Consider the following 21390-nt stretch of genomic DNA (forward strand, 5'->3'; position numbering starts at 1 on the left):
AAATCCCCTGACAGCGAACCACGCCCCTCCGACCGGGAGCCGCCATGCGCCGACCAGCCCTGACCGTCCTGCTGTCCGCACTGCTCGCCCTCACAAGCCTGGGTGCGCCGCCGACCCCCGCCCTCGCCGTCGCCACCGTCGCCGACGCCGGCACCCTGGCCGTCACGTCCCTCGCCCCCGGCCTCACCCTGACGAACACCTCGATCAGCGGACCCAACCAGGTCAACATCCTGACCGCCGATCTCGCCGAACCGACGCTCCAACCCAAATACCTCAGCCCCGGCACCGTCGGCGCGACCGCCGCGCTGACCACCCAGGCCAACCGCGTCGGTGCGATAGCCGCCGTCAACGGCGACTTCTTCGACATCGGCGCGACCGGCGCACCCCGCGGCGTCGGCATCGACGGCGGCTCGCTGCTGCACGGCCCGGCCTCCGGCTGGAACAACGTCGCGGCGCTGTACGCCAACGGGGCGGGCAGCCGCGGCGGCCTGGCCCAGATCTTCCTCGACGCGACGGTCACCCTGCCGGGCGGCACCCGGCTCACCGCCACGAACCTGAACTCGCCGGACATCGCGGCCAACGGCATCGGCGTCTACAACCCGCTCTGGGGCGACGAGCCGCGCAGCCAGGTGCTCGACGGCGCGATCCGTTCGCGCGAGATCGAGGTCACCGCCGGCAAGGTGAGCAAGGTGAGCACCACCCCGGGCGGCAAGGTCGCCAACGGCACCGTGGCCGTGCTCGGCGTCAACACCGGCGCGGACGCCCTGGCCGGGCTCGCGGTCGGCGACACGGTCACGGTGAACTACGCGCCCCGGGGCGGCGACGGGGCCGCGCAGGTCGCCATCGGCGGAAACCTGGTGCTGGTCAAGGACGGCGTGGCCACCACGGTCTCGCATCCGAAGAATCCGCGTACCGCGGTCGGGTTCTCCGCCGACGGACTGAAGATGTGGCTGGTCGTGGTGGACGGCCGGTCCACGGCGAGCGTCGGCATGACCTATGTGGAGCTGGCCGCCTACATGAAGTCGCTGGGGGCCGACGATGCGATCAACCTCGACGGCGGCGGTTCGAGCACCCTGGTGGCCCGCATGCCAGGGGCCACCTCGGTCTCCGTGCGCAACACACCGTCCGACGGCGCGCAGCGTGCGGTGCCCAACGGCATCGGCTTCGTCTCCACCGCGCAGGCGTGGAGCACGACCGTGGACAACACGACCGCGGGCCGGTTCACGGCGAGCGCCAACTGGGGCACCTCGACCTACTCCAGTGAGCGGTTCGGGGCCGACTACCGGTTCGCCGATCCGGTGCTGGCCAGCGACTCCGCCTGGTACAAGGTCAACATCCCGCAGACGGCGGCGTACGAGGTCTCCGTCTGGTACCCGGCCAACGCCGGCTACAACGACTCGACGCCGTACATCGTGGCGACCACCAGCGGCAACCAGACGGTGCGGGTGAACCAGCGCGTCAACGGCGGCCGTTGGGTGTCGCTCGGCGTGTTCAACCTCGCCGCCGGGGATGCCAACGTCGTCGGCGTCAGCCGCTGGACCGCGGGCACCGGCTACGTGATCGCCGACGCGGTACGCATCACCCGCGCCTGACCGGTTCCGTCATCGGAGTTCCGGTCCGCCGATCTGCGGACGGTCACGGCGAAGTGCGGCCATCCTCGGGAAGTGCCGTTCCACGACGCCGTGATCGTCCAGATCGCAGCGCACCCCGGTGAACTCCTCCGGCCCGTCAGGGTAGTAGCCGACCGGCCACGTTCCACCGACGACGATGTGGGCCTCAGTCGTGAACTCCTGGAACCACGGCGCTCGCGCCCTGCCCGCATCCGCGGCGAGGTCGACGAGGTCATCGGAGTCCCGGGCGACCCGGTCGACGCTGCCTCGGCCGTGCGAGAGTCCTCGTCCACGATCGGACCGTAGCAGCCAAAGCGCGCGCGTCATTCAGGCGACGGGCTGCCCAGTTGGTCGCGGCGTCGGGCGAGATACGCCGCCTCGGCGCTGTTGCCGGACAGCTCGATGGCCCGGTCGTACGCCGCGCGGGCCTGCTCGCTGCTGCCGAGGCGGCGCAACAGGTCGGCCCGGGTGGCGTGGAAGACGTGGTAGCCCGCCAGCGGCAGGCGGTCTGTCTCGGCGAGCGCGACCTGCGGGCCGTCGAGTTCAGCGACCGCGATCGCTCGGTTGAGCCGCACGATCGGCGAGGAGTCCAGGCGGACCAGCTGGTCGTAGAGCGCGACGACCTGCGACCAGTCGGTGTCGAGGAAGTCCGGGGCATCGGTGTGGACGGCGTTGATCGCGGCCAGGATCTGGTAACGCCCTGGCGCCTGTCCGGCGGCCAGGCGGGCGCGGACCAGGGCGTGCCCTTCGGCGATCAGCGCGCGATCCCAGGCCCCGCGGTCCTGCTCGCCGAGGGCGACGAGTTCACCGCTGGCCGACATCCGTGCGGCTCGGCGGGCCTCGGTCAGCAGCATCAGCGCCAGGAGTCCGGCGGTTTCGCCGTCGGCCGGGAGCAGGGTGCGGACCAGCCGGGTCAGCCGGATCGCCTCAGTGGTCAGGTCGCCGCGGATCGGCTTCGACCCGGGGTGCGAGGCCAGGTAGCCCTCGTTGAAGATCAGGTAGAGGACGCCGAGGACTCCGCCGACCCGGGCTGGGAGGTCCTCGCGCAGCGGCACACCGTACGGGATGCGCGCGGCCTTGATCTTCGCTTTCGCGCGGGTGATCCGCCGGCCCATGGCGGTCTCCTCGACCAGGAACGCGCGGGCGATCTCGGGCACGGTGAGCCCACCGACCATTCGCAGGGTCAGCGCGACCCGGGCCTCCATCGCCAGCGCCGGGTGGCAGCAGGTGAACACGAGGCGCAGCCGGTCGTCGTCGATGGCGCCGAGCGGCTCAGGCGGGTCGAACAGCATCAGCGCCTCCCGGTGCTTCTCCTCGCGCCTGACCTCGCGCCGGAGCCGGTCGACGGCCCTGCGGTAGGCGGTCGTGGTCAGCCACGCGCCCGGATTCGGCGGCACGCCCTCGACCGGCCACCGTTCGACGGCCGTCGCGAACGCCTCGGCGGCCGTCTCCTCGGCGACATCGAGGTCCCCGAGACGCCTGGCCAGGGTCGCGACCAGCCGGGCCCACTCCTCGCGATGGACCCGGCCGATCACCTCGTCGAGGTCGGTCATTCGCCCAGGAACGGCCGGAGTTCGACCTTGCGGTTGCAGCTCTTCGACCCCTGGGCGGCGAGCCGCAGCGCCACGTCGAGGTGCGGCGCTTCGACGATCCAGAAGCCGATGATGTGCTCCTTCGACTCCAGGTAGGGCCCGTCGGTGAACACCGGCTCCCCGTCCCGGCCGTCGACCACGGTGGCCGCGCTTGGCGACGCGAGGCCGCCGGCGAACACCCAGTGGCCGTCGGCCTGCAGCTTCTCGTTGAAGACGTCGATCGCGGCCATCTCCTCCGCGGTGGCGAGGCCGCCCTTCTCATCAAGTACGGACATCAGGTACTGCGCCATCGGGACCATCTCCTGTCGTGGTGTGGCCGCTCCCGCGAGCGGCCTCTCACCCCTGCTACGAACGAGACTGCTCGGGTCCGACACGCTTCTTGAGATTTTTCTTCGAGAAGTTTCGGCCGTCTCGGACTCTGGCGCGAACGTCCAGCACCCGGTAGCACAGCACACTCAATCCGTACGTGATCCACTGCAGCGGATTCAGCAGGGGAAGCATCGACTGTCGAAAGCTGTCCACGCTCTCAAGGTATGCCTCCTGGTCCTCGACGGTCGCGATCTTGCGAGGCGGCGCATAGCCGAAGATGTCGACCAGTTCCCAGGGCATGGCGGCCCGCCACCTGTGGTGCTGGTACACGACGACGGCTCCGAGCGTGCTGCCGTAGAAGCCCGATGGTCTCGCGTTCCTCCTGGCACCGTTGCAGCAGAGCAGGATGCCGCTCGGCTCGGTCTGCCGCCGGATCTGTTTAAGGCAGTCATACAGATCCACACCGGTGGCATCGAATTTGACCCCATCGGGACCGACGAGAGACAGCCACCAGGGCGCGTCGGAGTCCTGCTCGACGAGAGCGTGCTCCACCCGCCACATGGCGGACTTTCCGTCGGCTGTCCGGATGCGGAGCGGACTGCACTCGATCATTGGCGAGCCTCCGGCTTCACTCGAACCCTCGGCAGCCGTGTGCAGGCCACGCGGACCTCGTACAGGATGGCGACGTGGCCGACAGGAGCGAGTATCCGCAGTTCATCTTCAACCCCGATGCCGATGTGCGAAAGCTTGCCTGGGAGAACCATGTCGTCCTGGTCGCCGTGCAGGCGTCGCTTGGCAACGTGGGTCCTGACGTGCGCGGCATAGCCGTCGAGGCGGGTGCGGACCGGGTGACGTTCCACGTCGCGCTCGGTCAGCGAAGTCCGCGAAGCGACGAGGACATCGACGACATGCTAGTCGAATTCGATGCCGGGACGGCAGGCTGCGTGCAAGGGGACTTCACGCTCGGCACCGTCGTCACGGTCGGCGACGCGGGACCTGGGTGGAGCGGCTATCCGTGGCGGAGGATCTTCCTGGCGCATGGCTGAAAGCGGCGAGGTCAGACGGAGGCGGTGGCGGTCAGGGCGTCGCCGAGTGGGGTGCGCCGGTAGAGCACGGATCGGCCGGAGCGGGCGCGGTCGACCAGGCCCGCGCGTAGCAGCACGCCCAGGTGGTCGCCGACCGCGCCCGGCGCGAAGCCGAGCGAGCGCGCGAGCTGCGTGGTGCTCCCAGGCTCGGACAGCGCCTCCAGCAGGCGCGCCCGAGCCTTGCCGACCAGCGCGGCGAGGGCCTCGGCCGGTGGCGGATCGGGTTCCCACAGCGCGGCCACGCCGCGGGCGGCGTAGATGATCGAGGGGTGCCAGGGCTGCTCGCTGTGGGCGGCCACGGCCGGCCAGATGAACACCGAGGGCACCAGCAGCAGGCCCCGGCCCGCCACGTCGACGCGGGCGTCGAGCAGTCGCGGGATCTCGATGCCGCCGTCGCGCCAGCGTACGCGGGGCAGCCCGTCGAACGCGGCCGCCCAGCCGGAGCGGCCGAGGTCGGCGGAGCGGTGGAGCACATCGCGTTCGCAGATCACCCGCAGCCGGAGCCAGTCGGCGGCCAGCAGGTCGTGCCAGGCCCGTTCGAGCACGTCGGCGAGCAGGTCGGCGACGGCGGGGTCGTGCAGCACCGCCAGTGCGCCGGGATCCCGGCAGTCCCGCCGGGCGAGGCAGTCCCGGATGTCCCGGCGGGCCAGGGCGAGCGGGGTGGCGCGGACGGCGGCGAGGTCGTCGTCGATGGTCTGGGCCAGGCCCGCCGGAGGTGGGGCCAGGAAGCCCGGTCCGCGGCGGGGGGAGTGCAGCGCCACCACGGCCCGCATCGCCGGGTCCGCGGCCAGCCGCTCGTACGCGGGCCGCAGCCGCGCCGCCCAGCCGGGTGGGAGCCGCTGCTCGCGGGACAGCCCGGCCAGGATGCGGATCAGGCTGTCCAGCTCGAACAGCGGGGAGATCGCGAACCGGCTGTGCAGCAGGTCGTCAGCGGTGACCTCGAACCTGAGCATGGTCCGACCTTACGTCGCTGGACGAAACATTCGCCGGTCGGCTGCCGGTCCGCGACGCTCAGCGCGTGATCGAGACGAAGCAGGCGACCTACCGGGACGTGCTGTCCGAGCCGGTGTTCCGCACCCTGTTCCTGACCCGGACGCTGTCCATCGCGGCGGGTTCGCTGCGCATCCTGGCCCTGTCCGTGCTCGTCTTCGACCGCACCGGGTCGCCCGTGCTGACCGCGCTGACGTTCGCGATCGGCTTCGTGCCGCAGGTCGTCGGCGGGACGCTGCTCGCGGCGCTGGCCGACCGGCTGCGGCCCCGGCCGCTGATCGTGACCGGGTTCCTCCTGGACGCGGCGGCCGCGGCGACGCTGGCGCTGCTGCCGCTGCCGGTCGGCGCGAGCCTGGGCCTGCTCGCGGCGGTGGCCGTGTTCGGCCCGGTGTTCAACGGGGCGTCCAACCGGTTGATCGCCGAGCAGCTGGCCGGCGACGCCTACGTGCTGGGCCGCGCCCTGTCCAGCGTGGCCGCCGGTGGTGCCCAGCTGCTCGGGCTCGCGTTCGGGGGCGCGGTCGTCGCCGCGCTGTCGCCCGGCTGGGCGCTGCACGCGGCGGCCGCGGGCGGCCTGGTCTCGGCGATCTGGGTGCGGCTGCGGCTGCCCGACTTCGCGGCTCCGCCCGCCGCGGACGGCTCGGCGGTGGGGCGCAGTTGGCAGGTCACCGCCCTGCTGCTGCGGGACCGTCCGGTGCGCCGCCTGCTGCTGGTGCAGTGGCTGCCGCCGGCGTTCATCGTGGGCGCGGAGGCGCTGGTGGTGCCGTACGCGGCCGAGCGGGGCCACGGTTCCGGCGCGGCAGGCCTGATCCTGGCGTGCGCGCCGCTCGGCATGGTCGTCGGCAACCTGGTCTACAGCCGCCTGCTCCGGCCGGTGACGAGGGAACGGCTTGTCGCCGCAGTGATCAGCGGGCTGGGCGGGCCGCTGGTGCTGCTGGCCCTGCCGGTGCCGATCTCGGTCGCGATGGCCGTCATGTTCCTGGCCGGGGCGGCGTTCTGCTACTCGCTGGGTGTGCAGCGCCCGTTCCTGGACACGCTGTCCCCGGAGGTTCGGGGGCAGGCGTTCGCGTTGCAGTTCACCGGCCTGATGACGATGCAGGGCGTCGGGCCGGTGCTGCTCGGCGTGCTCGCCGAGCGCACCTCGACCGGCCTGGCGATGGTCGTCGCCGGGGCCGGCGCGGCGGCGGTCGGCTGCTGGTGGTGGTTCCGTTCCGAGCGATGACGGTATGGCGACCGGTGTGGAAGCCGGCGAGCGGCCGGCTTCCACACGGCGGTCAGCCCACGGGCACGGGTGTCGGTGCGGCGGTGCCCGTGCGTGCGGGGCGGCGGGAGCGGCGGATGAACCACTCCGCCACCGCCAGGTTGATCAGCCAGCCGGCGGCCATCGCGGCGAACCTGCCCAGCATGTCCGGGGTGTTCCCGGTCAGCAGCCAGGGCACGTGGGTGAACGCCTGGGTGCCGGCGGCCAGCCCGATCGCGTATCCGCGCATCATCCAGGCCCGGTGAGCGGTGAAGTCGCGCCGCCGTACGGCGAGAAAGCCGAGCACGATCGACAGGGCCATGGCACTGCCGAACACCAGCCGCAGCAGCATCACACCCAGGCCGTCGATCGGCGGCACGTCGTAGGCGACCGCCATCCAGACCCCGGACAGCGCGGCGACCAGGCCGCAGGGGACAAGCACCCGCCCGGCGATCCGGTGCCAGCCCGGCCGTCGCCGGCGCAGCACCGCGTCGAACTGGAACGCGCCGACCAGGCAGTACACCGTGGCGCCGACGATGTGCAGCACCACCGGCACGGGGTCGGCGAAGAACCGGGCGTTGCCGTCGTCGATCGGGGCTCCGGCGGCGAGTTCGGTCACCCGGAACGCCCCGGCCACGACCGGGATCAGGCTCAGGGCGATCAGGGAGTACGGGACGAGGCGGGCGCGAATGGTCACGGGTCGATGGTGCGGCCGCGCCGGGCACGGATCATCGCCCTTCAGGCTCGCGAAGGGAGGCTCGGCTCATCCTTTGGTACTAGGACCCGCCCGGCCCGTCTCGTATGCCCAGATCGCCGCTTCCACCCGGTTGCGCACCCCGAGCTTGGTCATCAGGCTGCCGACGTGTGTCTTCACCGTGCTGAGGCTGATGAACAGGTCGGCGGCGATCTCGGTGTTGGTGCGCCCGGCGGCCAGCTCCCGCAGCACCTGCTCCTCCCGGTCGGTCAGCGGCTCCAGCGGCTGGCGGCGTGGCGCGGCGGGGTCGTGCCGGGCGAACGCGCTCAGCAGCCGGGTGGTGACACTCGGGGCGATCAGCGCGTCGCCCCGGGCGGCGGCGTGCACCGCCTGGCTGAGCAGCGCCGGCCCGGCGTCCTTGAGCAGGAAGCCGCGGGCGCCCGCGCGCAGCGCGCCGTAGACGTACTCGTCGAGGTCGAAGGTGGTGATGACGACGACCGCCGTCGGCTGGGCGACCCCGGGTCCGGCGAGCCGCCGGGTCGCGGCGATCCCGTCGAGCACCGGCATGCGCACGTCGAGCAGGCACACGTCGGGGCGCAGCCGCTCGGCCAGCCGCACCGCCTCCAGCCCGTCGGCGGCGGTGGCGACCACGTCGATGTCCGGTTGCGCGTCGAGGATCATCGCCAGTCCGGTGCGCACCAGCTCCTGGTCGTCGGCGACCAGCACCCGGACGCTCATCGGGCCAGCGGCAGTTCGACCGCCACGGTCCAGCCGCCGGCCGGATCGGGCCCGGCCCGCAGCACCCCGTCCAGCAGCCGCGCCCGCTCGTCCATGCCCGTCAACCCGTACCCCCTGCCGGTGTCCCTGGCCGGTGCGCCGTCGTCGCCGACCCGCAACCGCACCACGTTTTCGTCCACACTGACCCGCACCTCGACCCGGGTCGCCTGCCGCGCGTGCCGCTGCGCGTTGGTCACCGACTCCTGCGCCATCCGGAACAGCGCGCCGCCCAGCGCGGTGGGCAGCGCCGACAGATCGCCGTCCACCCGCACCTCGACAGGCAGGCCCGCACCGGCCGGACGGGCCAGCCCGTGCAGATCACCGGCGCCCTGGTCCGGCGTGTACTCGGCCGGTTCGCCTTCGCGCAGCACACGGACCATGGTGCGCATCTCCGCCAGCGCCCGCGACGCCTCCGCCTCGATCACCCGCAGCGCCTCGATCGCCGCTTCGGGCCTGGTCGGCGCGATCGCCAGCCCGGCCTGGGCGCGGATCGCCATCGCCGACACGTGGTGCGCGACCGTGTCGTGCAGGTCGCGGGCCAGGCGTTCCCGCTCCAGCAGCCGCGCCTGGTCCAGCTCACGCGCGCGGGCCCGCACCCGGTAGCGCCGTGCCAGACCGGCCGCGGCCACCGCCGACACGACGGCCAGGCCGCCGAGCGAGTCGGCGGCGCCGGTGCTCCCGGTCAGCGCCGACAGCCCCAGGAAGCCGAGCACCGCGACCGCGGCGAGCACGATCTCGCGGCCCGAACCCCACCTGGCCACCGAGTACGGCAGCAGCAGCAGGTAGATCATCGTGTACGTCTCGGGCACGGAGTCCCGGGTGAGCAGCGGGACGAGCGCGCCCACGCCGAACGACAGCAGCACCATCGCCAGGGGCCACCGGCGACGCCACACCAGGGTCGCCGTGAAACCGGCGCTGAGCATCAGTGAAGCGATCGGAAGCGCAGGGCGGAGCAGGCCTTCGACCGCGGTGAGCACGACCAGCGCGGCGGCGAGCAGGTAGTCGCGACGGCCGTGGCGCGGCACGGGCGCGGGACGCGGCTCGCGCCAGAAGGACAGTCCGAGCACGACCCGATGTTACGGGTCGTCCGTGCGAACGGATGTGGCGGAAGGAACGCCCTCGCCGGTGCTCACAGCTCGCAGTGGTACTTGACGCGGCCGTCGAAGCCCAGGTCGCACCAGTCGAAGCCCGCGCCGCCGAACAGGTCGTCGGCGCCGTTGCCGCCGTTCAGGACATCGCTGTCCGCGCCGCCGTGCAGCACGTCGTCGCCCTCGTTCCCGTTGAGCGTGTTGACACCGTTGTTGCCGATGATGAGGTCGTCGCCGCGGCCGCCGGAGATGATATTGGAAGTGGCGTTGCCGATCAGCACGTCGTTGAACTCGGTTCCGACGAGATTCTCGGCGCCGACGATCGAGTCGCCCTCGCCGCTCGCGCCGTCGTCACCCACCACGTCGTCCAGATCGGCCCACACGCGAGCGCCGTGGCCGAAGTAGTCGACCGTGTCGAGGCCTGCGCCACCGTCGATGTGGTCCGCGCTCCGTGTCCCGAGGGTGGAGCAGCTGCCCGGTTCGGCGGCCAGGAAGGTGTCGTTGCCGCTGCCGCCGAAGATCCGGTCGGCGCCCTGGCAGCCCTGGATCCTGTTCGGCAGGGAGTTGCCGACCAGTACATCGCCGTACGGGGTTCCGCGAAGGTTCTCGACGTCGCCACCGATGGTGTCGCCTTCACCCAGCGGGCCGTCGTCGCCCACGATGCCGTCCGCGCTGGCGCGTACCCCGTCCGTGAGGCTCGATACCGCGTAATCCACCAGGTCCACGCCGGGCCCGCCGGCCATCAGGTCGGGTCCGACGCTGTAGGCGAAATTGTCGTCGCCGCCCCGCCCGAACATCTCGTCGGCACCCGACCCGCCGAACATGGTGTCGGATCCGTCACCGCCGATGAGCACGTCGTCGCCGTCACCGCCGAGCAGCGTCGAGTGGCTGACGGGGCCGGGGAAACCCAGGTTCAGCTCGACATGGTCGTCGCCGCCGTCGGCTGACACGAACAGGGCAAGCGAGCCGGAGCCGATGTCATGCAGGCAGTGTGCCACCGTCGGGTCGGCCACGTCCGGGCGCCGGCATCCGTGGCCCGGCACTATGGTGCTGTCGGCGTCGAACACGATCGTCGAACCCGAACTGGACACCGTGAGCCTCAGGTCGTGCACGCCTTCGGCGTCTTCGAAGTTGTACGTCCCACCGCTGTCGAACACGGTGGCGCTCGTGTCGGCCGACGCCGGCGTGCCGGTGCCGGCGGTCGCGGCGACCAGCACACAGGTCACGAGGCCGAGGCGGGCGGTGAGTCGGGCCATACGACGCTCCTCATCAGACTTGCCGGGGATCCCATCACATCTGAGGCCGCCGTGCCGGCACGCGATGTGTCGGATGAGAGCCGCATCGTGCATCCGACAGGGTGGGCGGCAGCCGCCGGATGCGAGATGATCTCCGCCATGAGTGAGTTCGACTTCTGCCCGTGGCTGTTCGCCGACAACGCCACCCAGGACGAACGCGAGGCGCAACTAACCTTCCAACGCGGGCTGGCCGGGTTGCGGACCGCGGGCGACAGGGCGTTCGTGTCGCCGCTCGCCGCCATCCATCAGGCCGATCTCACGGTCGGCGCGGACTCCTACCTCGCCGCGCACGTCTACCTCACCGGCGAGGTCGAGCTCGGTGACAACACCAGCCTCAACCCGTACGCGGTCGTACGCGGCCCGGTGCGCCTCGGCTCCGGGGTGCGCGTCGGCGCGCACGCCTCGCTGGTCGGCTTCAACCACTCCACCGAACCCGGGACGCCGATTCATCAGCAGCCCATCGTGGCCAAGGGGATCGTCGTCGGCGACGACGTGTGGATCGGCTCGAACGCGATCGTCCTCGACGGCGTCACCATCGGCGCGCACAGCATCATCGGCGCGGGCGCCGTCGTCACCAAGGACGTTCCCGCCTGGTCGGTGATGGTCGGCAACCCGGCCCGCCGCATCCGCGACCGCCGCGACCAGTCCCGCCCCTTCGGTCTGCCGGCGAAGCTGGCCGGCTTCGCGGCACAGGCCCGTGATCAGGCTGAGCGGCTGCTCGACCGGTGCTGGACGGGTGAGACGTTCACCGATCAGCCTTCGGCCGCGCCCACCGTGCGCGCCGTGTGCGACGCGGTCGAGATCGCGGACCTGCTGCTGGACGCGCCCCCACCGCAGCTCGGCCGGGAAGAGCTGGTCCGCCGGCTCGCCGCGCTCCAGGATCCGGCCACCGGACTCATTCCCGAGCTGGGCGAGGCCGGGCGGCCAAGGCTCGACAGCGGCTCGGCATACCACGTGCTGTCGGTCGGGTATGCCCTGGACCTGCTCGGCGCGCGACTGCCGCACCCGGTCGCAGCCGTGCGGCTGGACCCGGCCCGGCTCGTGGCGGAGCTGGACGGCCTGCCGTGGGCGCGGCAGGCCTGGAGCGCGGGGGACTGGGTCGACATCCTGGCCACCGGGCTGCACTGGAACCGTCGGCTGTTCGACCCGGACGAACCGGTGGAGACGCTGTTCGGCTGGCTGCTGACGCGGCAGGACGCCTTTTCCGGGCTGTGGGGCGGCCCGAGTGCGGCGCAGGGCTGGCGGCAGCCGGTCAACGGCTACTACCGGCTCACCCGGGGCACGTTCGCGCAGTTCGGGCTGCCGGTGCCGCGTCCGGAGCAGACGATCGACACCGTGCTGGCCCACGCCCGCGACGACCGGTTCTTCGGCGACGGGCGCGGCACCGCCTGCGACGTGCTCGATGTGATCCACCCGTTGTGGCTGTGCGGGCGGCAGACCCGCCACCGGCGGACCGAGGTGCAGGCCTGGGCGCGCGACCGGCTCGCCGCGACGCTCACGCGCTGGCACCCCGGCGCGGGATTCGCCTTCAGCCCCGCGCCGACCACCGGCACGGAACACCTGCCGGGCCTGCAGGGCACGGAGATGTGGCTGGCGATCATCTGGCTGCTCGCGGACGTGTTGGGGGAGAGCGGTGCGCTGGGCTACCGCCCGCGCGGGGTCCACCGGCCCGAACCCGCGCCTGAGTCCGGGAGCGATGTCGGTGCCGTGGCCTAGGCTCTGCGGGTGCGGATCCACGAGCTCACCCGCGCCCAGGCGCGCACCATCGCGGTACGCGCCCAGCTGCTCGACCGGCCCCGGCCGCTGTCACTGCTCGACGTCGTACGCCAGCTGACCCTGCTACAGGCCGACCAGACCGCGGCTGTCGCGCCGAACGCGGACCTGGTGCTGTGGTCCCGCCTCGGCTCGGCGTACCGGCCCGCCGACCTGGAGGCCGCGGTCGGCAACCAGTCCCTGCTGGAGGTGCAGGGCATGATCCGGCCCGCGGAAGACCTGGCGCTGTACCGCGCGGACATGGCGGACTGGCCCGGCCGCGGCGAGCTGCTCGACTGGCAGGAGTACCGGCGCGACTGGGTCGAGGCCAACCGCGGCTGCCGGCTGGACATCCTGCGGCGGCTGCGCTCGGACGGCCCGCTGCCGGCGCGCGAGCTGCCGGACACGTGCGAGCTGCGGTGGCCGTCGAGCGGTTGGAGCAACGACCGCAACGTGCTCAAGATGCTGGAGCTGATGGAGGCGCGCGGCGAGGTCTCGGTGGCGGGACGCGACGGCCGCGAGCGCCTGTGGGACCTGGCCGAGCGCATCTTCCCCGACGACCGTGTGGTCCCGGCCGGTGAGGCCGCGCTGATCCGCTCGCAGCGGCGGCTGCGTTCGCTGGGGGTCGCCCGTGCCCGCGGGGCGCAGCAGCCCGCCGAGCCGGTCGACGTGGCCGAGACCGGTGAACCCGCCGTGGTCGAAGGGCTCCGGGGCCGGTGGCGGGTGGATCCGGCACAGCTGGAGGGCTTGGAGCGGCCGTTCGCCGGCCGGGCGGTGCTGCTGTCGCCGCTGGACCGGCTGGTCTTCGACCGCAAGCGCATGGCGGAGCTGTTCGAGTTCGAGTACCAGCTGGAGATGTACAAACCCGCCGCCAAGCGCCGGTGGGGCTACTGGGCCATGCCGATCCTGTACGGAGACCGGCTGGTCGGCAAGCTCGACGCCACCGCCGACCGGCGGGCCGGGGTGCTGCGGGTGGACGCGGTGCACCGGGACGTGCCGTTCACGAAGGCGATGACGGCGGCGGTCGACCGGGAGATCGCGGAGCTGGCGGCCTGGCTGGGGCTGAACCTGGATCTGCCCGGCGACTGACGGGCAGACAGCGGCCGGCGGTCGCTCACCCCCGTTAGCGACCGCCGGCCTTTCACTGTCCGGGTGAACGCCGTCCCCCAACGGCATCTGTCCACCCATCCCCCTGTGCACTTCGCTCGGCGCCACCAACCGGAAACGGATTCCCGGCCGGGCCGGCCCGCTGGGACCCTGGGGCCTTCATCGAGCGTCGCGCCACTGGTGCAAACGTTATGCCGCCTGACCTGCGGTCGTCCAGGGTGCCGCCAAGATTTTTTCACGCAATGTAGTCACATCTCTACGGTGAGTGGCCTGATGGGGTCGGCGAGCGCCCCGGCCGGCGGCACAGGAGTGACCGGTGGGCCCATTGATGCCCGCGTTACCCCCGTGCACCGGATCACGGTGAGGTGAACCCCCGCACAGACCCGGGGGTCGGCCGCATGGTTCGGCGTCACCGGTTCCACGAGGCTCGTGGCGTGGAAAATTCCAGGAGCATCCTCACCTCAGCCGTCGGCGCGATGCGCGGCTGGCACCGCCCGCTGACGGCCAACGCCGCGGCCATGTTCGCCCTGGCCCTGGCGAGTGCCGTGGGTCTGTTCGCCGACGACCGCCTGCTGCTGGGCGAGTCGGTCTGGCTGAAACCCCTGAAGTTCGGCTTCGCCATGGGGGTGTACGGCCTCACGCTGGCCTGGCTGCTCAGCAGGCTGCGCAAGGGCAGGCGCCTCGGCTGGTGGCTGGGCACCGTCTTCGCGGTCGCCGGGCTGCTCGATGTCGGCACGGTCGTCTACGCCGCCGCACACGGCACCGTCAGCCACTTCAACGCCAACGCCGACCCGGTCGCCCGGACCGTGCGGACGGCGTTCAACGTCGGCGTCCTGCCGCTCCTGCTGACCACGCTGGTCATCGCGGTCCTGGTGCTGATCCAGCGCACCGGCGACCGCGCGCTGACCGTCGCGCTGCGGGCCGGGCTAGGACTCGCCGTTGCCGGCATGGTCGTCGCCGTCTGGCTCAGCAACGGGGCCGGGCCCCGTACGGTGGCCGACGCCGACGGCCACCCGGTGTCGATGACCGGCGGCCACGGCATCGGCGACCCCGACGGCAACGGCATGGCCCTCACCCACTGGAGCACGACCGGCGGCGACCTGCGCGTGCCGCACTTCGTCGGCCTGCACGGCATCCAGGTCCTGCTGCTCGTCGCGGCCGTGCTGGGCCTGCTCGCCGCCCGCCGCGGCCGGTTGCGCGACGAACGGATCCGCGCCCGGCTCACGGGCGTCGCCGCCCTCGGTTACACGGGTGTGTTCGCGCTGCTCACCTGGCAGGCCGCGCGGGGCCAGTCGGTGGTCCACCCCGACGGGCAGACGGTGCTGGCTTTCGCGGTGCTGGCGTCGCTCATCGTGGTGGCTGTGCAGGTGGCCGTAAGCCCTCGGTGGTCTGGGGCAGGTCCAGCGGCGGGTCGTCGGCGGACGTCCACGCCGCCACCGGCTCGTCCAGTTCAAGAGCTTCCCCGGTCAGCAGTTCCAGGACGCCGGTGACCGCCAGCACCCGCTGGACCAGGCCGGTGACTCCGACGACGCGGAAGCCGACGCCCGAACTCCGTGCCCGCTCCCGGGCGGTCAGCAGGACGTGCAGCCCGGTCGAGTCCATGAACGTGACCCGGGAGAGGTCGACGACGACCTTCGTGACGCCGGGCTCGTGGATCGTCGCGGACAGCGTGTCCTGCAGTTCGTCGCGGACCGTCAGATCGATCTCGCCGGCAACGGCCACGAGCGCCTCGCCCGGTTCGTGGTCGTGCACGTTGACGTCGGCGGCGCCCACGTCAACTCTCCTCCGTCTCTGAGGGCACCGGCTCCAGCCCGGTCGCCGCCGCGACCTTGGCGACGTCCTGGGGCCCGTAGGCCGTGCGCACGCCCGAAACCGACATGCCGGCCGCCGATGCCAGTTCGCCCAGCGTGTACGGGTGCGGATACACGAACTGGCGACCGTACGCCAGCAGCAGGCGGATCTCCTCGTCGGCGCGCATCCGCCGGGCGTGCGCGTCGGCCAGCGCAGACAGCACCGCGTCGCTGCCGGAGGCCACGAGCGGGTCCGGGACCGCTGCCAGCACGGTCTTCACATCGGCGGTCACCCTGCGGGTACTCACGTGACGACGTTCGCACGATCCTACGATCGCCGCAAGGCTCGACGGTCATCGGAAACCCGGGCGCACTTCGGCGAACCGGTTGAGGAGCAACGACTTGTGAGTGAACCAAGACCGGCTCCGCACCCCGTCCCCGGGCGGCGGTGCGGAGCCGGCGTTGTTCCAGTCAATCCGCCGACCGCTCGATCAGGCCGACTGGGCGGTCACCCGGTAGTTGATCTCGACCTGGTCGTGGGAGTAGATCGGCGTCCGGAACGTCAGCCGCAGCCAGCGGTGCTCGCCGCCGCGCGGGTCGTCGGCGACCTCGATGCGCTCGTCGCACGCTCCGACGTGCACCGCGCCGATGTTGCCGGTGCTGCGGAACCGGCGCACGCTCAGCTCCACCGACAGCGCCGACGGCGGCTGCGGGTACGGCAGGCTGTCCGGCAGGAACACCGAGAACTCCTGGAGGTCCTCCAGGCGCACCGCGCCGCGGAAACCCGCGCGCCTGGCCAGGCATAGGTGTCCGCTGTAGACGGTCGAGCGCACAGGTCGGCTGGTGGTGGGGTCGACGCCGTCGAAGAACAGTCGCGGGCCGGGCACGACGGCGCGCAGCTCCAGGAAGTCCACGCCGGAAGACTATCGGGCGATGCCCAGCGACGCGATGAGGTCCTCGTGCAGCTCGAACCAGACGCGGTGGCACGAGTCGACCTCCATGCCGGTGATCCAGGCCGGATCGTCGGCGGCCCGCGCGAGCGCCTCGGCGAAGCGCTGGTGGTATCCGCGGAACCGGGTCAGGCGCTCGGTAAGCCGTCCTTCGAGCGGGCGCAGCCGCTGCGCGAGTTCGGCGAGCTGCCCGAGCAGGTCGCCGGGCACCGCCTGCTGAGGGCCGTCCATGGATCCGAGCTGCCAGGCCGTGAACGTCCGGGTGGCCTGCGAGTTGAGCGGCAGGAAGTCGTCGTGTATCGCGGCGACGGCGTCGCGGGCGTCGTGGGCGTCGAGCTCGTCGCGCAGTTGGGCCTCATTGTGGCGGCGGCCGGCCTCGGTGAGCGACCAGCCGGTCAGCCCGGCGAACGAGGCGCGGGTGACCCGGCCGTACGCCTCGGCGTCGAGCAGGTCCTCGTGGGTCTGCGCGGCGTCGAGACCGAAGCGGGCGGCTACGGCCTCGGTCCCGGCGAACCCTTTGAGCCGTACGGCATGCAGCACCAGCAGTTCGGCGGGCGACGGGTGGGCCGTCAACGCGCCACCCCGGTGACCGTGCCGAGGGCGCCGTCGACGAGGACCTGCGCTCCGTCCGGCAGCAGCGTCATCGCGTCGGCGGCTCCGACGACGGCGGGGATGCGGCACTCGCGGGCGACGATCGCGGCGTGGCTGAGCAGCCCACCGGTCTCGGTGACGATCGCGGCGGCGAGGTGGAACAGAGGGGTCCAGGCCGGGTCCGTGGTCCGGCAGACGAGCACGTCGCCGGGCCGCAGGCGGCCGAAGTCGTCGACGGAACGCACCAGCCTCGCCGTTCCCAGCGCCCGGCCGGGGCTTGCGGGCACGCCGGTGACCGCGCCGGTCACGAGCCGTCCCCGCCGAGCCGGGCCGCTTCGGCGATCTGCGCCCAGGTCAGTCTCGATGATCGACTCATGTGGCCAGCATCGCCTGGGGCAGAGTGGCTGTCAACAATCCAGGGGAGCACGCGATGCGTCCGCGGCTCGTATCCTCCTGGCATGCATGAGGTCGCCGCGTACCTTCGAGACCTGCCGATGTGGGCGGCGGCGCTGCTGTTCCTGGCAGAGAACGTGCTGATTCTGCTGGTCGGCGTCGGCCTGGGCACGGCCGTGCTGCGGCTGTCGCGTGCGGTGCGGCTGATGCCGGACACGGGGCGCGCCGAGCCGCTGCAGCTGTGGCTGGCCGCCGGCGCGGTCGTGCTCAACACCGGGGTCACCCTGGCCGGGTGGAAGCTGTGGACCCTCGACGTGATCCGGCTCGACCTCGACACGACCTGGTGGATCGCCGTCGACCTGCTGGTGCTGCTGCTCATCATGGACTTCGCGTCGTATGTGGGCCACGCCCTGGCCCACCTGCCGCCGCTCTACCCGCTGGGGCACCGGCTGCACCACCGGTTCGTCGACGCCCGGCCGATCACCCTGTTCGCGCTGCACCCGGGTGAGGTGATCGCCTTCGGGGCGCTGTGGCTGCTGGTGCTCGCCGTGGTGCCGTTCAGCGTGTGGGCGCTGGTGGGCTACACCGTGGTGAACCTGGTCTTCGGCGTCTTCGGCCACCTCGGCGTGGAACCGTTGCCGCTGCGCTGGCGCCGTTCCCGGTTCTTCACGATCGTGGCCACACCGACCATGCACACCATGCACCACTTCAACCCGGCCCGTAACCTCGGCTTCTACACAACGCTGTGGGACCGGCTGTTCCGGACCCTGGACGACGATTACGACCGCCGCCGGACGGGCCTGCCCGCCCGCCCCGCCCGGTGTCCGTGACCTCCCGCCTGTCGTAGGTGATCGGCGCCGTCGTCTTCAGGCCTTCTGCTGCATGCTCGTCCGAGCCGGATTAGCCTGCTTGGCGGCCTTCGGATCCCGTTCACCCTGCTTGGCCCGCACGCCGCTCTCGACGCGGTCGCCGAGATCCTTGTCGACGTTGTGCCAGTACTGGAACGCCCGCTCCAGCACCGGCTCGCTGACTCCGTTGAGCAGGTGCCCGACGATGTTGTCGACCAGCCGGTGCCGGGCGTCGTCGTCGAGCACCTCGCGAACCATCGTCCCGGCCTGGCCCCAGTCGTCGTCGTCCGGGCGCAGGGTGTACGCCGCGCGAACCATCTCGCCGTCGCTGTACCAGAGCCCGCCGTCGTCGGTCAACTCCGGCCGCGCCTGCGGCCCGCCGTAGGAGTTCGGCGCGTACACCGGGTCGCTGACATTGACGACCCGCATCGCGCCATCCTTGGAGTAGCTGTGCACCGGGACCTTGGGCGCGTTGACCGGAATCTGCTTGTAGTTCACGCCCAGCCGGGCCCGGTGCGCGTCGGCGTAGCTGAACCCGCGGGCGAGCAGCATCTTGTCCGGCGACAGCCCCGTCCCGGCGACCAGGTTGTTGGGTTCGAACGCGGCCTGCTCGATCTCGGTGTGATAGTCGGTGACGTTGCGGTTCAGGGTCATCCGGCCGACCTCGTGCAGCGGGTAGTCGCCGTGCGGCCATACCTTGGTCAGGTCGAACGGGTTGAACCGGTAGGTCTTGGCGTCCTCGAACGGCATGATCTGCACGTGCAGGGTCCAGCTCGGGAACTGCCCGGCCGCGATGTGCTCGTACAGATCCCGCTGGTGGTAGTCGGTGTCCGCGGACGCCATCTGGTCGCCCTCGTCCTGGGTGAAGAACTCGATGCCCTGGTCGGTCTTGAAGTGGTACTTGACCCAGAACCGCTCGCCCTGCGCGTTGATCCACATGTAGGTGTGGCTGCCGTAGCCGTTCATGTGCCGCCAGCTGCGCGGGATGCCGCGGTCGCCCATCAGCCAGGTGACCTGGTGCGCCGACTCCGGTGACAGTGTCCAGAAGTCCCACTGCATGTCGTGGTCGCGCAGGTTGTTGTCCGCCCGCCGCTTCTGGGACCGGATGAAATGCTGGAACTTGAGCGGGTCCCGGATGAAGAAGACCGGCGTGTTGTTGCCGACGATGTCCAGGTTGCCCTCGCCGGTGTAGAACTTGACCGCGAACCCCCGCGGGTCGCGCCAAGTGTCAGGGCTGCCGCGCTCGCCCGCGACGGTGGAGAACCGGATGAGCACGTCGGTCTTCGCGCCCGGCTGGAACACCGCCGCCCGGGTGTGGGCGCTGTGGTCCTGGGTCACCTCGAACGTGCCGAACGCCCCACCGCCCTTGGCGTGCGGCTGGCGCTCCGGAATGCGCTCGCGGTTGAAGTTGGCCATCTGCTCCAGCAGGTAGTGATCCTGCAGCAGCAGGGGACCGTTCGGACCCACGGTCAACGAGTGCTCGTCGCTGGCGACCGGGATGCCGGCATCGGTGGTCGTGGGACGCGGGTCTGGTGACGTCATCGGCGCGTTCCTCTCCTCATGGGCCGCCCCCGCCACGCGGTGCGCGAACCTCGTGGCCGGCCCCGTCGAGCCGTCTAGGCGCACGACTGTTCCGGCGATCTTCCTGGCTCTCGCTTACCCATTTTGCCCTGGATGATGCACACTCGCGGCCGCACGACGAATCACCGCCCCGGCCCGCGGTTCATCCGGCGAGCAGGCCGATCGCGATGACGGTCATCGTCACCGCGATAGCCGCGTCGAGCACCCGCCATGTCGCCGACCTGGTAAGCACCGGGGCCAAGCGGCGCGCGCCCGCGCCGAGCGCGGCGAACCAGACGACGCTGGCCGCCGCCGCCCCGGCGGCGAAGAGCCACCGGCTCGGGTCGCGCACGGCGAGGCCGCCGAGCAGCAGCACCGTGTCGAGGTACACGTGGGGGTTGAGGAACGTGAACGCCAGGCAGGTCAGCAGCGTGGCCCGCAGGGGCGCGGCCGCCCCGTCGCGCGGGTCGAGACGGCCGGGCCGCAGCGCGCGCCGGGCCGCCAGCACGGCATATCCGAGCAGGAACGCGGCCCCGCCCCAGCGGATCGCCGCGAGCAGGCCGGGACGATCGGCGACCAGCGAGCCGAGCCCGCCGACCCCGGCCGCGATCAGCAGCGCGTCGGCGGCCGCGCAGGTCACCACGACGGGCAGCACGTGCTCGCGGCGCAGGCCCTGGCGCAGCACGAAGGCGTTCTGGCTGCCGATCGCGACGATCAGCGCCAGCGCGGACGTGAACCCGGCGAGCAGAGAGGTGATCATGTGTCCGACGGTAAGGCCGCCGCCGTCCTCACTCCAGCTAATGTTTCTTACCTAGCATTAGCATCACTGATGTGAGTCTGGACTCGGCACAGCTGGAGACGTTCGCCGCCGTCGTACGCGAGGGCAGCTTCGACGCCGCCGCGCGGGTGCTCAGCGTGACCCCGTCCGCGGTCAGCCAGCGGATCAAGGCGCTGGAGCTGGCCGCCGGGCAGGTCCTGGTCCGCCGGTCCAAGCCGTGCCAGGCCACTGTGGCGGGGGAGCCGCTGTTGCGACTGGCCGGGCAGGTCGCGCTGCTCGAACGCGAGGCGCTCGCCACCGCGCGGGGCGGCCGTGGCGGCGACTGGACCAGGGCCGCGATCGTCGTCAACGCCGACTCGCTGGCGACCTGGTTCATGCCCGCGCTCGCCGCGGTGCCGAACGGGCTCCGGCTGCTGTTCGACATGTACACCGACGACCAGGAGCACACCGCCGAGCTGCTGCGCAGCGGCACCGTGATGGCCGCGGTCACCGCGCAGAACGTGCCCGTGCAGGGGTGCCGGTCGCGGCGGCTGGGCGCGATGCGATACCGGGCCGTCGCCGCGCCGGCCGTGTTCGGCACGTGGTTCGGCGACGGGGTCACCCCCGTGGCGCTGGCGGACGCGCCGATGGTCGTGCTCAACCGCAAGGACCGGCTGCAGCACCGGTTCCTGCGTACGCTCACCCGCCGCGACCTGGACCCGCCGATTCACTACGTGCCGTCGGTGACCGCGTTCGACGAGGCCATCCGGCTCGGGCTGGGCTGGGGCATGGTGCCGGAGCCGGTCGCCGACTCGGACCACTACCGCGAACTGGTGCCCGGCCGCAGGCTCGACGTCCCGCTGTACTGGCAGCACTGGCGGCTGGAGTCGGATGCCCTCGCCGCCCTCACCTCGGCGGTCCAGGCGGCCGCCGCCACCGCCCTGCGCTGACGGGGACGGCCGCGA

Annotated in this window: 23 protein-coding genes and 1 pseudogene; 8 read left to right on the forward strand and 16 right to left on the reverse strand. The window is 71.9% G+C overall.

Translation table 11 applies throughout. The features are described 5' to 3' along the window. The first annotated feature begins 44 nt into the window (after positions 1 to 44). Positions 45 to 1592 (forward strand): phosphodiester glycosidase family protein, encoded by a 1548-nt coding sequence (locus AB0B66_RS13105; protein WP_360527662.1) that lies wholly within the window; start codon positions 45 to 47, stop codon positions 1590 to 1592. Positions 1593 to 1601: 9 nt separating this feature from the next. Here AB0B66_RS13105 and AB0B66_RS13110 read toward each other — a convergent pair whose 3' ends face one another. Genes AB0B66_RS13110 through AB0B66_RS13125 form a run of 4 tightly spaced genes read right to left on the reverse strand, consistent with a single transcriptional unit; the run spans position 1602 to position 4063 of the window. After that, entirely contained in the window at positions 1602 to 1937 is a 336-nt protein-coding gene (locus AB0B66_RS13110) for a hypothetical protein (RefSeq protein ID WP_360527665.1), read from the reverse strand. Then, positions 1934 to 3163 carry a DUF6596 domain-containing protein gene (locus AB0B66_RS13115; protein WP_360527668.1) on the reverse strand — a complete coding sequence of 410 codons (1230 nt, stop codon included), beginning with the start codon at positions 3161 to 3163 and terminating at the stop codon, positions 1934 to 1936. Before AB0B66_RS13115 ends, AB0B66_RS13110 begins: the two co-directional genes overlap by 4 nt. Continuing rightward, positions 3160 to 3492, reverse strand: a complete 333-nt coding sequence (locus AB0B66_RS13120) for a YciI family protein (protein WP_360527671.1) — start codon at positions 3490 to 3492, stop codon at positions 3160 to 3162. The genes AB0B66_RS13115 and AB0B66_RS13120 overlap by 4 nt, the downstream gene beginning before the upstream one ends. A gap of 55 nt (positions 3493 to 3547) precedes the next feature. Further along, on the reverse strand, positions 3548 to 4063 hold the full coding sequence (locus AB0B66_RS13125; RefSeq protein ID WP_360527674.1) for a hypothetical protein: 516 nt from the start codon (positions 4061 to 4063) through the stop codon (positions 3548 to 3550). A 134-nt stretch (positions 4064 to 4197) separates the two neighbouring features. Here AB0B66_RS13125 and AB0B66_RS13130 point away from each other — a divergent pair, with 134 nt between their 5' ends. Beyond that, on the forward strand, positions 4198 to 4557 hold the full coding sequence (locus tag AB0B66_RS13130; RefSeq protein ID WP_360527677.1) for a hypothetical protein: 360 nt from the start codon (positions 4198 to 4200) through the stop codon (positions 4555 to 4557). An 11-nt stretch (positions 4558 to 4568) separates the two neighbouring features. On the opposite strand, the gene AB0B66_RS13135 is transcribed toward AB0B66_RS13130, so the two are convergent. Further along, positions 4569 to 5549, reverse strand: a complete 981-nt coding sequence (locus AB0B66_RS13135) for a DUF5937 family protein (RefSeq protein ID WP_360527680.1) — start codon at positions 5547 to 5549, stop codon at positions 4569 to 4571. 65 nt (positions 5550 to 5614) lie between these two features. Between AB0B66_RS13135 and AB0B66_RS13140 the strand changes: the two genes are divergently transcribed. Beyond that, positions 5615 to 6805, forward strand: coding sequence for an MFS transporter (locus tag AB0B66_RS13140; RefSeq protein WP_360527683.1), 1191 nt, complete (start codon positions 5615 to 5617; stop codon positions 6803 to 6805). A gap of 52 nt (positions 6806 to 6857) precedes the next feature. Here the strand turns inward: AB0B66_RS13140 and AB0B66_RS13145 are convergent, their stop codons facing one another. From AB0B66_RS13145 to AB0B66_RS13160, 4 genes are all read right to left on the reverse strand, one after another. Beyond that, positions 6858 to 7520 carry a DUF2306 domain-containing protein gene (locus tag AB0B66_RS13145; protein ID WP_360527685.1) on the reverse strand — a complete coding sequence of 221 codons (663 nt, stop codon included), beginning with the start codon at positions 7518 to 7520 and terminating at the stop codon, positions 6858 to 6860. A gap of 66 nt (positions 7521 to 7586) precedes the next feature. Further along, on the reverse strand, positions 7587 to 8255 hold the full coding sequence (locus AB0B66_RS13150) for a response regulator transcription factor (RefSeq protein WP_360527688.1): 669 nt from the start codon (positions 8253 to 8255) through the stop codon (positions 7587 to 7589). Further along, on the reverse strand, positions 8252 to 9361 hold the full coding sequence (locus AB0B66_RS13155; protein ID WP_360527690.1) for a histidine kinase: 1110 nt from the start codon (positions 9359 to 9361) through the stop codon (positions 8252 to 8254). Before AB0B66_RS13155 ends, AB0B66_RS13150 begins: the two co-directional genes overlap by 4 nt. A gap of 62 nt (positions 9362 to 9423) precedes the next feature. After that, a complete protein-coding gene (locus tag AB0B66_RS13160) occupies positions 9424 to 10638 on the reverse strand; it encodes a calcium-binding protein (RefSeq protein ID WP_360527693.1) in 1215 nt (404 codons plus the stop codon). Positions 10639 to 10776: 138 nt separating this feature from the next. On the opposite strand from AB0B66_RS13160, the gene AB0B66_RS13165 reads away from it, so the two are divergent. From AB0B66_RS13165 to AB0B66_RS13175, 3 genes are all read left to right on the forward strand, one after another. Further along, complete coding sequence (locus tag AB0B66_RS13165) at positions 10777 to 12393, forward strand: acyltransferase (RefSeq protein WP_360527696.1); 1617 nt, start codon at positions 10777 to 10779, stop codon at positions 12391 to 12393. Positions 12394 to 12402: 9 nt separating this feature from the next. Beyond that, on the forward strand, positions 12403 to 13518 hold the full coding sequence (locus tag AB0B66_RS13170; RefSeq protein ID WP_360527699.1) for a crosslink repair DNA glycosylase YcaQ family protein: 1116 nt from the start codon (positions 12403 to 12405) through the stop codon (positions 13516 to 13518). 494 nt (positions 13519 to 14012) lie between these two features. After that, positions 14013 to 15026: a hypothetical protein gene (locus AB0B66_RS13175; protein ID WP_360528246.1), complete on the forward strand. Its 1014-nt coding sequence runs from the start codon at positions 14013 to 14015 to the stop codon at positions 15024 to 15026. A 34-nt stretch (positions 15027 to 15060) separates the two neighbouring features. Here the strand turns inward: AB0B66_RS13175 and AB0B66_RS13180 are convergent. The 5 genes and pseudogenes from AB0B66_RS13180 to AB0B66_RS13200 form a co-directional block, all read right to left on the reverse strand. Next, positions 15061 to 15309, reverse strand: a pseudogene (locus AB0B66_RS13180) (STAS domain-containing protein); the annotation flags it as partial. A 1-nt stretch (position 15310) separates the two neighbouring features. Then, positions 15311 to 15634, reverse strand: coding sequence for a hypothetical protein (locus tag AB0B66_RS13185; protein WP_360527702.1), 324 nt, complete (start codon positions 15632 to 15634; stop codon positions 15311 to 15313). Positions 15635 to 15817: 183 nt separating this feature from the next. Beyond that, positions 15818 to 16240 carry a hypothetical protein gene (locus tag AB0B66_RS13190; protein ID WP_360527705.1) on the reverse strand — a complete coding sequence of 141 codons (423 nt, stop codon included), beginning with the start codon at positions 16238 to 16240 and terminating at the stop codon, positions 15818 to 15820. Positions 16241 to 16249: 9 nt separating this feature from the next. Continuing rightward, on the reverse strand, positions 16250 to 16849 hold the full coding sequence (locus AB0B66_RS13195) for a transcriptional regulator (protein ID WP_360527708.1): 600 nt from the start codon (positions 16847 to 16849) through the stop codon (positions 16250 to 16252). Beyond that, positions 16846 to 17175, reverse strand: a complete 330-nt coding sequence (locus tag AB0B66_RS13200) for a PEP-utilizing enzyme (protein ID WP_360527711.1) — start codon at positions 17173 to 17175, stop codon at positions 16846 to 16848. The genes AB0B66_RS13195 and AB0B66_RS13200 overlap by 4 nt, the downstream gene beginning before the upstream one ends. Positions 17176 to 17325: 150 nt before the next feature. Here AB0B66_RS13200 and AB0B66_RS13205 point away from each other — a divergent pair, with 150 nt between their 5' ends. Beyond that, entirely contained in the window at positions 17326 to 18090 is a 765-nt protein-coding gene (locus AB0B66_RS13205) for a sterol desaturase family protein (RefSeq protein ID WP_360527714.1), read from the forward strand. Between the two features lie 36 nt (positions 18091 to 18126). Here the strand turns inward: AB0B66_RS13205 and AB0B66_RS13210 are convergent, their stop codons facing one another. Next, positions 18127 to 19650, reverse strand: coding sequence for a catalase (locus AB0B66_RS13210; protein ID WP_360527717.1), 1524 nt, complete (start codon positions 19648 to 19650; stop codon positions 18127 to 18129). A 181-nt stretch (positions 19651 to 19831) separates the two neighbouring features. Continuing rightward, positions 19832 to 20428, reverse strand: coding sequence for a LysE/ArgO family amino acid transporter (locus AB0B66_RS13215; RefSeq protein WP_360527720.1), 597 nt, complete (start codon positions 20426 to 20428; stop codon positions 19832 to 19834). Between the two features lie 77 nt (positions 20429 to 20505). On the opposite strand from AB0B66_RS13215, the gene AB0B66_RS13220 reads away from it, so the two are divergent. Beyond that, positions 20506 to 21375 (forward strand): LysR family transcriptional regulator ArgP, encoded by an 870-nt coding sequence (locus AB0B66_RS13220; protein WP_360528249.1) that lies wholly within the window; start codon positions 20506 to 20508, stop codon positions 21373 to 21375. The last annotated feature ends 15 nt before the right edge of the window (positions 21376 to 21390 follow it).

This window comes from Catellatospora sp. NPDC049111, assembly GCF_040648615.1.
Lineage (GTDB): Bacteria > Actinomycetota > Actinomycetes > Mycobacteriales > Micromonosporaceae > Catellatospora > Catellatospora aurea.